General features: G+C 71.7%; 14 protein-coding genes. 7 read left to right on the top strand and 7 right to left on the bottom strand.

Features of this window, described 5'->3' with window-relative positions:
- Positions 1-245: 245 nt before the first annotated feature.
- The gene (locus tag IE145_RS29535) at positions 246-755 is read right to left on the bottom strand and encodes a flavin reductase family protein (RefSeq protein WP_189528496.1); all 510 of its coding nucleotides are present in this window, start codon (positions 753-755) and stop codon (positions 246-248) included.
- A 196-nt stretch (positions 756-951) separates the two neighbouring features.
- The gene (locus IE145_RS29530) at positions 952-1,278 is read right to left on the bottom strand and encodes a TlpA family protein disulfide reductase (protein WP_189528495.1); all 327 of its coding nucleotides are present in this window, start codon (positions 1,276-1,278) and stop codon (positions 952-954) included.
- 230 nt (positions 1,279-1,508) lie between these two features.
- Here IE145_RS29530 and IE145_RS29525 point away from each other — a divergent pair, with 230 nt between their 5' ends.
- The gene (locus IE145_RS29525; protein ID WP_189528494.1) at positions 1,509-2,231 is read left to right on the top strand and encodes a lysophospholipid acyltransferase family protein; all 723 of its coding nucleotides are present in this window, start codon (positions 1,509-1,511) and stop codon (positions 2,229-2,231) included.
- Positions 2,232-2,297: 66 nt separating this feature from the next.
- Here the strand turns inward: IE145_RS29525 and IE145_RS29520 are convergent, their stop codons facing one another.
- The 4 genes from IE145_RS29520 to IE145_RS29505 all read right to left on the bottom strand — a co-directional run bounded on the left by IE145_RS29520 (position 2,298) and on the right by IE145_RS29505 (position 6,230).
- Positions 2,298-2,897 carry a transglutaminase-like domain-containing protein gene (locus tag IE145_RS29520; protein ID WP_189528493.1) on the bottom strand — a complete coding sequence of 200 codons (600 nt, stop codon included), beginning with the start codon at positions 2,895-2,897 and terminating at the stop codon, positions 2,298-2,300.
- A gap of 83 nt (positions 2,898-2,980) precedes the next feature.
- A complete protein-coding gene (locus IE145_RS29515) occupies positions 2,981-4,042 on the bottom strand; it encodes a threonine aldolase family protein (protein WP_176711574.1) in 1,062 nt (353 codons plus the stop codon).
- The gene (locus IE145_RS29510; RefSeq protein ID WP_189528492.1) at positions 4,039-4,806 is read right to left on the bottom strand and encodes an SDR family NAD(P)-dependent oxidoreductase; all 768 of its coding nucleotides are present in this window, start codon (positions 4,804-4,806) and stop codon (positions 4,039-4,041) included. Before IE145_RS29510 ends, IE145_RS29515 begins: the two co-directional genes overlap by 4 nt.
- A 26-nt stretch (positions 4,807-4,832) precedes the next feature.
- Positions 4,833-6,230: a DUF6421 family protein gene (locus IE145_RS29505; protein WP_189528491.1), complete on the bottom strand. Its 1,398-nt coding sequence runs from the start codon at positions 6,228-6,230 to the stop codon at positions 4,833-4,835.
- Positions 6,231-6,523: 293 nt separating this feature from the next.
- Between IE145_RS29505 and IE145_RS29500 the strand changes: the two genes are divergently transcribed.
- Positions 6,524-7,207, top strand: a complete 684-nt coding sequence (locus tag IE145_RS29500) for a glycerophosphodiester phosphodiesterase (protein WP_189528490.1) — start codon at positions 6,524-6,526, stop codon at positions 7,205-7,207.
- A gap of 37 nt (positions 7,208-7,244) precedes the next feature.
- On the opposite strand, the gene IE145_RS29495 is transcribed toward IE145_RS29500, so the two are convergent.
- Entirely contained in the window at positions 7,245-7,790 is a 546-nt protein-coding gene (locus IE145_RS29495; protein WP_189528489.1) for a GNAT family N-acetyltransferase, read from the bottom strand.
- A gap of 222 nt (positions 7,791-8,012) precedes the next feature.
- Between IE145_RS29495 and IE145_RS29490 the strand changes: the two genes are divergently transcribed.
- From IE145_RS29490 to IE145_RS29470, 5 genes are all read left to right on the top strand, one after another.
- On the top strand, positions 8,013-8,618 hold the full coding sequence (locus IE145_RS29490; RefSeq protein WP_189528488.1) for a DUF5134 domain-containing protein: 606 nt from the start codon (positions 8,013-8,015) through the stop codon (positions 8,616-8,618).
- Positions 8,619-8,716: 98 nt separating this feature from the next.
- Positions 8,717-9,652, top strand: a complete 936-nt coding sequence (locus IE145_RS29485) for a M56 family metallopeptidase (protein ID WP_189528487.1) — start codon at positions 8,717-8,719, stop codon at positions 9,650-9,652.
- Between the two features lie 183 nt (positions 9,653-9,835).
- On the top strand, positions 9,836-10,534 hold the full coding sequence (locus tag IE145_RS29480; protein ID WP_189528486.1) for a phosphatase PAP2 family protein: 699 nt from the start codon (positions 9,836-9,838) through the stop codon (positions 10,532-10,534).
- Positions 10,528-11,223 (top strand): HAD family hydrolase, encoded by a 696-nt coding sequence (locus tag IE145_RS29475; RefSeq protein ID WP_189528485.1) that lies wholly within the window; start codon positions 10,528-10,530, stop codon positions 11,221-11,223. Before IE145_RS29480 ends, IE145_RS29475 begins: the two co-directional genes overlap by 7 nt.
- Positions 11,224-11,344: 121 nt before the next feature.
- Positions 11,345-11,521, top strand: coding sequence for a hypothetical protein (locus tag IE145_RS29470; protein ID WP_175468479.1), 177 nt, complete (start codon positions 11,345-11,347; stop codon positions 11,519-11,521).
- The last annotated feature ends 146 nt before the right edge of the window (positions 11,522-11,667 follow it).

Genomic DNA, 11,667 nt, shown 5'->3' with positions numbered 1-11,667 from the left:
CGGTCGCGTCGGGCACGTACTTCACACAGACAACGATCCTCAAGCTCACGCCGGCTCTCCTACTGCATCGTCATTTCCGGGCTGCCTTGTTGCACGCAGCATAGGCGCCTTGTCGGGCCGGATCCGGTCAGGACGACCGAGGCTCCGAGGCCGATATTACTCGCCAGTACACCCAGGCTGTTACCCCTGAGCAAGCGCACCGCACTGTGACCTTGCCAACGCGGCGGACCCGTGCGTGCGTGACCTCAGTCTCGCAGAGCCGTGAACCGTCCCTGGTGATAGACCAGCGGGCGGGCGGCCCCCGAGGGCGAGCCCGCCACGGCTTCGGCGATGACGATGCGGTGGTCCCCGGCCGGGACCCGGCTCACGACCCGGCAGACCAGCCAGGCGGACACGTCCGCCAGCAGCGGAACGCCTTCGGGGCCGCTGCTCCAGTCGGTCGACGGGCCGAAGCGGTCGGCTCCGCTGCGGGCGAAGGTCGCGGCCAGTTCCCGCTGGTGCTCGCCGAGTATGTGGACGCCGACGTGCGCGGCGTCGGACAGTACGGGCCAGCTGGAGGACGACGTACCGATCCCGAAGGAGATCAGCGGGGGTTCGGCGGCGACGGAGGTCAGCGAGGTGGCGGTGAAGCCGACCGGACGCTCCCCCGCGGCCGTGATCACGGCGACGCCCGCGGCGTGGCGGCGGAAGACGGAGCGGAAGAGTTCGGGCGTGGCGACCGCCGGGGCGGGGGCGAGGTCGGGCGTTGCCGTCATGGACGTGTCCTTCTGCGGGGGTGGCATGCGGGTCCGTGGGTGCTCAGACACCCGGACAGCGAGCACTCGCGCAGCGTGCGAGGTCCACGTGGACCCGGCCGTGGAGAAGGATTTCTGGCGGCATAACGTCAGACTGACGATGCGTGGTACGTGCGGTCAAGAGGGTTCCGGAAGGTGCGAGATGGATCACGGTCCGTCATATGGCGTGCCCCAGCGCCGCGACGACGTCGACCTTGCGGGGCTGGCCGGACGCCCGGCGGACCACCTCGCCCTCGGCGTCGAGCACCAGGACGGTCGGCGTCTTCGTGATGTCCAGCTCCCGCACCAGCGCGAGCCGGTCCTCGGCGTCGATCTCGACGTGGGCGACCCCGTCGACCATTGCGGCCACCTCGGCGAGCGTACGGCGGGTGGCCCGGCAGGGCTGGCAAAAGGCGCTGGAGAACTGGACGAGCGTCGCCCGTTCCCCCAGCTCCGCGCCGAGTCGGTCGGCGTCGAGTCGCTGTCCGCGGTTCCGGCGGTCCACCTGGTGCCTCCTGATCAGAGCTCTTCGTCAGGGGTCAGCACCGGCTGCCGCCCCGGCATTCCCGCAGCGTGCGGGTCACGCGCACGTGACGAGAATCTCGCGCTCCGCGTCCGCCGGGACTGGCCAGGGGCCCGCGCATGGGGCACCATCGCCACAATGCCGAAAACCTACGGCTGCGTAACTTCCGCCGGGAGAACCCTCCCCAGGCACTGAAGAAGGGTCTTCCTCAGATGGCAGAACTCGTCTATCGACCGGTCATCGGCGCCGCTCGCACCATGTTCAAGGCGCTCGACCTGAAGATCGACACTCAGGGTTCGGAGCACATCCCGAAGACCGGTGGTGCGGTGCTGGTCAGCAACCACATCAGCTATCTCGACTTCATCTTCACCGGCCTCGGGGCTCTTCCGCAGAAGCGGCTCGTCCGGTTCATGGCGAAGGAATCGGTCTTCCGGCACAGGATCTCCGGTCCGCTGATGCGCGGGATGAAGCACATCCCGGTCGACCGCAAGCAGGGCGAGGACGCCTACGCGCACGCGCTGCGGTCGCTGCGCTCCGGCGAGATCGTCGGGGTGTTCCCCGAGGCCACCATCTCGCAGTCCTTCACGCTGAAGAGCTTCAAGTCGGGCGCCGCGCGCCTGGCCCAGGAAGCCGGGGTTCCGCTGATCCCGATGGCACTCTGGGGCACGCAGCGGCTCTGGACGAAGGGCCGGCCCCGCAACTTCTCCCGCAGCCACATCCCGGTCACGATCCGGGTCGGCGAGCCCGTGGAGGCACCCGCCGACCAGTACGCGGGCGCCATCACCCGGCGGCTGCGGGAGCGGGTCCAGGAGCTGCTGGAGGCGGCGCAGCGGGCCTATCCGGTGCGTCCGAAGGACGCGAGCGACACCTGGTGGGTGCCGGCCCATCTCGGCGGTACGGCTCCGACCCCCGCCGAGGCGCGCGAGCTCGGCTGACCGGCCTTCTCCGCTCCCTTTCCCCGGGCCCCCGGCGCGTACGCACGCCGGGGGCCCGGGGTGCGTTCAGAGGTGCGTGGGGAGGGTCTGCCAGAGTTCCGTGCGGTCCCGGGCGCTTCTCAGCGCGCGGAGGATTCCGGGCGGCGCTGCGGCGTGGACGGTCGGGTAGTCCACTTCCCCGAGGTGTTCGCGTACCGTCCACGCCAGCCGCTCCTCCTCCAGCGAGAACCGCGCGTCGATGCCCGGTTTGTTGCCCCGGGGGTCCACCCGTGCCCAGCGGTCGTGTCCGGGCAGCCTGAGCGCGACCAGGCCGTGGACCACGGGGTTGGACCCGTCGTCGTCGGCGAGGCGCTGGTAGCAGAGGCCGGCCGGGACGGCGTGGGCCCGGAGGAGCGCGGTGAGCGCGATGGACTTGGCGTAGCAGATGCCGTTGCGGGTGGCGAGGACGTCGGAGGCGCGCCAGGTGACGCGTGGATCGCCGGAGTCCGCGGAGTGCGGGACGGTGTCGCGTACGTAGGTGAAGGCGGCACGGGCGTATGCGTATGCGTCGTCGGCTTCACGAGCCAGGCCGGCCGCCACCTCCCGCACCCGGGGGTGGTGATGGTCGATGGCTTCGTCGGCGGCCAGATAGGCGGCGATGTCCGGGGACTGCTGGATCAGCTGCATGGTCCCGGAGCGTACGAAGCGGTCGATCGGAGATCAATTGATTTCCGGTCGACCGCATAGTCATGCATTGGGCAAGGAGTGTGCTACCTCGCCATCTCTTCCTTGATCGCCTGAAGGAAGGCGTCGACGTCGTCCTCGCGGGTGTCGAAGGCGCACATCCAGCGGACGTCTCCGGCCGCCTCGTCCCAGAAGTAGAAGCGGAAGCGCTCCTGGAGCCGCTCGGTGACCGCGTGCGGGAGCCGGGCGAACACGGCGTTGGCCTGGACCGGGTAGAGGATCTCCACCCCGTCGATCGCCCGGACGCCCTCGGCGAGGCGCTGGGCCATGGCGTTGGCGTGCCGGGCGTTGCGCAGCCACAGGTCCTTGGCGAGCAGCGCCTCCAGCTGGACGGAGACGAAGCGCATCTTGGAGGCGAGCTGCATGGAGAGCTTGCGCAGGTGCTTCATCGCCCGCACCGCGTCCGGGTTGAGCACGACGACGGCCTCGCCGAACAGCGCGCCGTTCTTCGTGCCGCCGAAAGACAGCACATCGACGCCGACCGTGTTGGTGAACGTCCGCATCGGCACGTCCAGGGAGGCGGCGGCGTTGGCTATCCGGGCCCCGTCCAGGTGCACCTTCATGCCGCGCTCGTGGGCGTGGTCGCAGATGGCCCGGATCTCGTCGGGGGTGTAGACGGTGCCCAGCTCGGTGTTCTGGGTGATCGAGACGACCTGCGGCATGGCCCGGTGCTCGTCGTCCCAGCCGTACGCCTGCCGGTCGATGAGCTCGGGGGTGAGCTTGCCGTCCGGGGTGGGCACGGTGAGGAGCTTCAGGCCGCCCATGCGTTCGGGCGCGCCGCCCTCGTCCACGTTGATGTGCGCGGACTCGGCGCAGATGACCGCTCCCCAGCGGTCGGTGAGCGCCTGGAGGGCGACCACGTTGGCTCCGGTGCCGTTGAAGACCGGGAAGGCCTCGGCGGTGGGGCCGAAGTGGCTGTGCATGACGCGCTGGAGGTGACCGGTGTAGTCGTCCTCGCCGTAGGCGACCTGGTGGCCGCCGTTGGCCAGCGCGATGGCCGCGAGGACCTCCGGGTGCGCTCCGGCGTAGTTGTCACTGGCGAAGCCGCGTACCTGCGGATCGTGGTGACGTCGCGCGTCGGTCCTCACGGTTGCGGGGTCAGCCACAGGCGCTTTCCGTTCACTTCGGGGGCGGGCTCGTCCCAGACGCCGGCGATGGCCTCGGCCAGCTCCGTGACGTCGGTGAAGCCCGCGAACTTCGCATTGGGGCGCTCGGCGCGCATCGCGTCGTTCACCAGTGCCTTGACCACCAGGATGGCAGCAGCGGTACGCGGGCCGTCCTCGCCCCCGGCCTTGCGGAAGGCGTCGCCGAGCGCGAGGGTCCACGCCTCGGCCGCGGCCTTGGCGGCGGAGTAGGCGGCGTTGCCCGCGGTGGGCTTGCTGGCTCCGGCGGCGCTGATCAGGAGATAGCGGCCCTTGTCGCTGCGCTCCAGGGCCTCCTGGAAGGCCAGCGAGGTCGACTGGACGGTGCGGATGAGCAGCTTCTCCAGGGCGTCCCAGTCGGACAGGACGGTCTCCTGGAACGACTTGCTGCCGCGCCAGCCGCCGACGAGGTGGACCAGGCCGTCGATGCGGCCGAACTCGGCCTCGGTGCGCTTGGCCCAGTCCCGGGTGGCGTCGAGGTCGAGCAGGTCGACGGTCTCGCCGGTGACGGTCGCGCCCCCGTGGGCGTACCGGGCGGCGTCCACCGCCTCGGCGAGCCGTTCGGGATTGGCGTCGCAGCCGACGACGGTGGCGCCCGCCTCGGCGAGTCGCAGCAGCGTCGCGCGGCCCGCGGGTCCCGCCGCTCCGGCGACCGCGACCACGGCTCCTTCGAGCGCACCCGTCCCCTCGCCCGTGCCGTTTCCGTTCATGGCCACCGCCTCCTCGGGAGAATGGTTCACGCGGCTGCCCGCTCGTCGTTCGCCGCGGTGATTCCCTTGGTGGAGGCAATCACGTTCTTCAGCTTCTTGGCGAGCGCCTCATAGAACATGCTCAGGGGAAACTCGTCCGGAAGCACGTCGTCGACGAGCTTGCGAGGAGGAAGTGAGAGGTCGAGAGCGTCGGGGCCCTTGGCCCAGCGCGATCCCGGGTGCGGGGCGAGGTAGGTGGAGACGAGGTCGTACGCGGCGAACCAGTGGACCAGCTTGGGGCGGTCGATGCCGTCGCGGTAGAGCTGCTCGATCTCGCCGCAGAGCTGGTTGGTGACCTGCGGGGCACGCTCCCAGTCGATCTTCAGGGTGTTGTCGGTCCAGCGGACGACGTCGTGCTTGTGGAGGTAGGCGAAGAGCAGCTGGCCGCCGAGGCCGTCGTAGTTGCGGACGCGCTCGCCGGAGACGGGGAAGCGGAACATCCGGTCGAAGAGGACGGCGTACTGGACGTCGCGGCCGTGGGCGTTGCCCTCGGACTCCAGCTTCACGGCCTCCTTGAAGGCGGTGAGGTCGCAGCGCAGCTCCTCCAGGCCGTACATCCAGAACGGCTGACGCTGCTTGATCATGAACGGGTCGAACGGCAGGTCGCCGTGGCTGTGGGTGCGGTCGTGGACCATGTCCCACAGGACGAACGCCTGCTCGCAGCGCTTCTGGTCGCCGATCATCTCGCGGATGTCGTCCGGCAGCTCCAGGCCGAGCAGTTCGACGGAGGCCTCGGTGACACGGCGGAAGCGGGCCGCCTCGCGGTCGCAGAAGATGCCGCCCCAGCTGAACCGCTCGGGGGCCTCGCGCACGGCGATGGTCTCCGGGAAGAGCACCGCGGAGTTGGTGTCGTAGCCGGAGGTGAAGTCCTCGAAGGTGATCCCGCAGAAGAGCGGGTTGTCGTAGCGGTTCGCCTCCAGGTCGGCGAGCCACTCGGGCCAGACCATCTTGAGGACGACCGCTTCGAGGTTGCGGTCGGGGTTGCCGTTCTGCGTGTACATCGCGAAGACGACGAGGTGCTGGAGACCGTCGGCCCGCGTCTTCGCGGGCTGGAAGGCGAGCAGCGAGTCCAGGAAGTCGGGGACGCGGAAGCCGTCGGCGGCCCAGCGGCGCAGGTCGGTGACGAGCGCACGGTGGTAGGCGGCGTCGTGCGGAAGGAGCGGGGACAGCTCCTCGACCGCACCGATGACCCGGTCGAGGACGCGCTCGACGTCGGCCGGGGTCGGGGCGCCGTCGGCCTCGAAGTCGATGGATCCGTCCTCGGACTGCCAGGGCCGGATCTCCTCGACGGCATCCCTGAGCACGGGCCAGGCCGGGTGCTCGACGACCCGGGGGGCCGTAGCTATCGCGCCGTCGGTGGCGTCGTGCACAAGAATTTCCGTCATAACACTTCCTTCACGGGAGAACCTCGCGTGACATCACCGTAGCTGGGCAGGCTTCCCCACGGCAAGGCGAGCCCTGAAAATTATCCTGCGCATCCTCATCGTCGCCGCTGTTTTTCCTGTGAAATATCGGGCAGGCGCGCAGTTCCCGCAGTGTTGCTCGAATCCGGGCGTCCCGGCCCGCTCGGCGTGGGACATCCCGCGCCCGGGCCGTTACCCTCCCCAGTGCCGTATTGCCGTACCTCAGCGCGGGCAGGAGCAGTCGACGGGAAGCCGCCGACGGAAACGAGGTCGCCTTGTCATTTCTCACCCTGGGTCATCGCGGAGTGATGGGCGTCGAGCCCGAGAACACCCTGCGCTCCTTCGTCCGCGCCGAGGCGTCCGGCATGGACGCCATCGAGCTGGATCTCCATCTCAGCAAGGACGGCGCGCTCGCCGTGATGCACGACGCGGACGTGGACCGCACGACGGACGGCACCGGACCGATCGCGGCCAAGACCCTGGCGGAGCTGCGTGAGCTCGACGCCGGGCGGGGCGAGCGGATTCCCGTCTTCGAGGAGGTGCTGGAGGCCGTCTCCTCCCCGCTCCAGGCGGAGATCAAGGATGTGGCGGCGGCCCGCGCGCTGGCGGACGTGATGCTGGAGCGCGATCTCGTCGGCCGGGTGGAGGTGTCCTCGTTCCACGACGAGGCCGTCACCGAGATCGCCCGGCTGGTGCCCGGCGTGCGGACGGTCCTCATCGCCAGCCGCTGGGGCGCGGACGTGGTGGACCGGGCGAAGGCGGCGGGTGCGGCGACGCTCGCGCTGAACATCCGCCGCCTCACCCTGGAGGTGGTGGAGCGGGCGCACTCCGAGAGCCTGAAGGTGATCGGCTGGGTGGTGAACACGCAGGACCACCTGCGCCTGGCCCGGGCCCTGAACTTGGACGGCGCGACGACCGACTTCCCCGAGATCCGCCGCACCGGCCGCTTCACCGCTTAAGGGCGCGGCGGTCCGACGCGGTCGGCCCGGCGGACCGTCAGATGCTCTTGACGAGGAGTTCGAAGAACAGATCGTCGCGCTGCGGAATGCCGAAGCGCTCGTCGCCGTACGGGAACGGGGTGAGCGATCCCGTACGGCGGTAGCCGCGGCGCTCGTACCAGGCGATCAGGTCGTCGCGCACGGAGATGACCGTCATGTGCATCTCGCCGACGTCCCAGCCCGCCTTCGCCGTGCGCTCCGCCTCGGCGATGATCAGCTTGCCGAGTCCGCCGCCCTGGAGTCCGGGCCGTACCGCGAACATGCCGAAGTAGGCCGCGTCGCCCCGGTGTTCGAGCTGACAGCAGGCGACGAGTTCGCCGCCGCGCTCGACCGCGATGAGCCTGCTCGCCGGAGCGTCGATGACGTCGCGCACACCCTGTTCGTCGGTCCGCTGCCCCTGGAGGATGTCGGCCTCGGTGGTCCAGCCGGCGCGGCTGGAGTCACCCCGGTAGGCGGACTCGATCAGGACCACCAGCGCCGGGACGTCGGCCTCGGTCGCGTCACGGAAGGTCAGCCGGGCCGAGTCGGGCGTGGCGGTGTCCATGGTGGGGCTCTCCGTTCCTCTGCTGCCGTGCGAGCCGGCGTGCCGCCGTGCGTACGGTCGCTGTCGCGCGTCCGGTCGAGGGTAACGCGACCCGGAGCGCCCCCGGCGGGCCCCGGAGCGCTCCCTTCACTCCCCTGTGCGCCGGGTTCGGCGGCGTCCGGGTGGGCAGCGATGGGGGCGACCCGCAACAGTGCCGAAGGTCCGACGGGGGGGAGGCGCGCCGTGCACGGAGGGGCTGCGACGGGCTGGCTGCTGATGGTGTTGTGCGCGGTGAGTGGCGCTTACTGCCTGCCGCGCACCCGCACCGGGACGCGTCGGGAACGCCGCGCCGCGCGCTCCGAGGCGCTCATGGGTTTCGGGATGGCGGCGATGGCCGTCCCGGCGGCGGTGCTGTCGCCCCCGGGCTGGGCCTGGGCGGTGTACGCGGTGCTGTTCGGCGCCGCCGCGCTGCGGGCGCTGCGGCCCGCCCTGCGCGGCGGTCACCACCTGCACCATCTGATCGGCTCGCTGGCCATGGTCTACATGGCCGTGGCGATGGCCCCGGCGGTGACGGGCGGCGGGGGCGGCCACGCCGGACACGGGGCGGCGTCGGGAGCGGGCGGCATACCCCTGCTGACCGGGGCTCTGCTCGTCTACTACGCGTTCTACGTGCTGGGCTCGGCGGGCCGGCTGCTGCCGGGGGCCGCTGTGACCCCGGTCGGCGGCACGGGTGCCATCGGCCGGGGGCCGGGCGGTTTCGAGGGCGGGACGGACGGCCGGCCCGAGCTCGCGACGGCCTGCCGGCTGACGATGGGCCTCGGCATGTTCGCCATGCTTCTCACCTTGTGAGACGGGAAGTGGGACAGAACCCCCGTCAAACAGTGGCCTGCGTCACTTGACCGTCGCGGCCGTACCGTCGCTCGGCCCGCCGCTCATAAGCTGAGGCCATGCTGGTCTCCCTCGCGCTGCTGCTGCTCGGTGCACTGACCGCCCTGGTGACCCCGCGCGTGATGGCGCGGGCCCAGTGGCCGGAGCGCGAGCCGGTCGTGGCCCTGTGGGTCTGGCAGTGTGTGGTGGCCGCGGTGCTCCTGTCCTTCGCCCTGTCCATGACGTTGAGCGCGGCCGCCGCCTGGCAGGCGGTCCGCGGCCATGTCTTCGCCCCCGCCCCGCACGCCGTCGTCGAGGCGTACGCCCTGGCGGCGTACGGGCCGTGGTCGGCGGTCATCGCGGTGCTGCTGGCGCTGGGCGGGCTGTGGTCCGGGACGATGCTCCTGCGCGAGATCCGGCGGGCGCGGCGTCGCCGCAAGCAGCGTCGGGCGGAACTGCTGGTGCGCGCCCCGCTGCTGCCTGGCGAGGAGCCCGGGGCCGACCGTCTCGTGGTGCTGGAGGGCGAACGCCCCGACGCCTGGTGGCTGCCCGGCACCGCACCGCAACTCGTCATCACCACCGCCGCGCTGGGTCGGCTGAAGGGCCGTCAGCTCGACGCCGTGCTCGCCCATGAGCAGGGGCACGCCCAGGCCCGGCACGACTGGTTGCTGCACTGCTCGTCCGCGCTGGCGATCGGCTTCCCCCAGATCCCGGTGTTCGCCGCGTTCCGCGACGAGATGCACCGGCTGGTCGAGTTGGCCGCCGACGACGTGGCATCACGCCGCTTCGGCAGACTGACGACCGCGCTCGCCCTGGTCGGACTCAACGAGGACCGCGGGGTGTTCGGCCCCTGCCCCACCCCGCAGGCCGAAGTGCCCCACCGGGTCAACCGGTTGCTGGCCCCGGTCGAGCGGCTCACGGCGGGCCGCAGGCTCCGGCTCACGGCCGCCGCCGCGCTGGTGCCGGTCGTCCCGGTGGTCGTGGCCTTCGTCCCGGGGCTCCGCGCCCTGGGCTAGCCCCGGGGAAGACGGAGTTCCGCCTCCGGATCGGCCCGGTCCCGTGCCCGGATCGGCCCGGTCCCATTCCATACCCGGGTTGGCCCGGTTCCGTACCCGGATCGGCTCGGTCTCCTCCCCGGACCGGCCCGGTCCCGTGCCCGGGTTGGCCTTCGGGCGGTGCCCTCCGCGAGGATCACCCCCATGTCCTCCCCCCTCTTCCCCTTCCGTTCACCGGACCGTTCCCCCCGCACCGCACCCGCCCTGTGGGCCGGGGTCGTCGCCGGCGCGGCATCTGTGGTGCTGCTCGTGCTGGTGGCGCTGCGCTGGTCGCCGCTGATGGCCCTGGACCGGTCGGTCGCCGACGCACTGCACCGGCATGCCGTGGCCGACCCCGGCCTGGTCCGGGTGAACCGGGTGCTGACGGACTGGGTGTGGGATCCCTGGACCATGCGCGCCCTGATCGCGGTGGCCGTGGTCGCCCTGTGGTGGCGGGGAGCGCACCGGCTCGCCGTGTGGGTGGCCGCGACGAGCCTGCTCGCCACCGGCCTCCAGCAGGGGCTGAAGGCCGCGGTGGACCGGGAGCGCCCGCAGTGGCCCGACCCGGTGGACTCGGCCCAGTTCGCGGCCTTTCCCTCCGGGCACGCGATGACGGCCGTCGTGAGCTGCGGGCTGCTCCTGTGGCTGCTGCGGCTGTACGGCGCGGGCCCCGGGCTGTGGGGCGCGGCGCTGGCCGTGGCGGTGGTCTCGGCGGTGGGCGTCGCGGTGACCCGGGTATACCTGGGGGTGCACTGGCTGACCGATGTCGTGGGCGGTGCTCTGCTGGGCGTGGCCGTGGTGGCGTTGAGCACGGCCGGGTACGCCCGGTTCGCGGCGCCGCGGGAGGGATCGCACCGATGGTGACCGAAGGCGTGCTGTTCGACTTCTCCGGGACCCTGTTCCGGATCGAGCCGGTCCGGGACTGGCTCGCCGCCGTGCTGCGCGAGGAGGGCGTCGACGTACCGGCGGAGGACTTCGAGCGGTACGTGACCGGGCTCACGGAGGCCGGTGCCCTCCCCGGCGGTCCGCCGCCGCTCCGGGTCCCGGATCGGCTGGCCGACGCCATGGCCCGCCGGGACCTCACCCCCGCGCTGCACCGCGAGGCGTACACCGGTCTGGCCCGAACCGTCGCCCTGCCCGATCCGGGGCTGTACGACGCGCTGTACGCCCGCCATATGCGGCCGGAGGCCTGGCAGGCCTATCCGGACGCGGTGGAGGTCCTGGAAGGGCTGCGGGAGGCGGGGATCGCGGTCGGCGTGGTCAGCAACATCGGGTGGGACCTGCGCCCGGTCTTCCGTGCGCACGGTCTCGACGGCCTCGTCGACGCCTACGCCCTGTCCTTCGAGCACGGGCTCCAGAAGCCCGCCGCGGAGCTGTTCCGCATCGCCTGCGCGCTGATCGGCCGGGATCCGGCGGACGTGGTCATGGTGGGTGACAACCGGGTCGCGGACGGGGGTGCGGCCGCTCTGGGCTGCGAAGTCCGGTTCGTGGACCATCTGCCCGTGCCGGAGCGGCCCGACGGGCTGCGTTCCCTGGGGCTCGTCCCGGCCTGAGGCCCGCGACGGGCAGGGGCCGAGGCCCACGGACGGGCCGAGGAAGACCGGTCCGGGATGTGAGGCATATCCCGCCGCGGAGGGGGTAAAGGAAGCCGCCCGTGGTCGTAGCCTGGAGGGCATGTCCCCGATGTCGTCGTCCGTGTCCGCTCGTTCCGCAGCCGAGGTCAACGCGGAGATCCGCGACCTGTGGCAGCGTTCGGGCGGGTCCCTGACGCCGCAGGACGAGGCGGAATACCAGCGGCTGCTGGTGGAGTGGGCCGCCGCGGCCGGCGGGAGCGTCCGCACCGCCGTCTGACCGCTGCGGCCGTCGTCGCCGTGACCGGGAGCGTGACCGGCAGCCCGTGAGAGATCGCGCCCGATCCGGCGATCCCCCGCGTCGCCGGATCGGGGCACACCCTCCGGCCGTGCCCCGCGGGGCATGGCCGTGGACCGCGCCGGGGA

The organism is Streptomyces sindenensis (assembly GCF_014649035.1).
Classification (GTDB): Bacteria; Actinomycetota; Actinomycetes; order Streptomycetales; family Streptomycetaceae; genus Streptomyces; species Streptomyces sindenensis.
This window is presented reverse-complemented; position numbering and strand designations above follow the sequence as displayed.

Coding starts and splice junctions, on each gene's coding strand:
- IE145_RS29535 (WP_189528496.1), bottom strand. CDS start 755: ATGACGGCAACGCCCGACCTCGCCCCCGCCCCGGCGGTCGCCACGCCC.
- IE145_RS29525 (WP_189528494.1), top strand. CDS start 1,509: ATGGCAGAACTCGTCTATCGACCGGTCATCGGCGCCGCTCGCACCATG.
- IE145_RS29520 (WP_189528493.1), bottom strand. CDS start 2,897: ATGCAGCTGATCCAGCAGTCCCCGGACATCGCCGCCTATCTGGCCGCC.
- IE145_RS29510 (WP_189528492.1), bottom strand. CDS start 4,806: ATGAACGGAAACGGCACGGGCGAGGGGACGGGTGCGCTCGAAGGAGCC.
- IE145_RS29505 (WP_189528491.1), bottom strand. CDS start 6,230: ATGACGGAAATTCTTGTGCACGACGCCACCGACGGCGCGATAGCTACG.
- IE145_RS29495 (WP_189528489.1), bottom strand. CDS start 7,790: ATGGACACCGCCACGCCCGACTCGGCCCGGCTGACCTTCCGTGACGCG.
- IE145_RS29485 (WP_189528487.1), top strand. CDS start 8,717: ATGCTGGTCTCCCTCGCGCTGCTGCTGCTCGGTGCACTGACCGCCCTG.
- IE145_RS29480 (WP_189528486.1), top strand. CDS start 9,836: ATGTCCTCCCCCCTCTTCCCCTTCCGTTCACCGGACCGTTCCCCCCGC.
- IE145_RS29475 (WP_189528485.1), top strand. CDS start 10,528: ATGGTGACCGAAGGCGTGCTGTTCGACTTCTCCGGGACCCTGTTCCGG.
- IE145_RS29470 (WP_175468479.1), top strand. CDS start 11,345: ATGTCCCCGATGTCGTCGTCCGTGTCCGCTCGTTCCGCAGCCGAGGTC.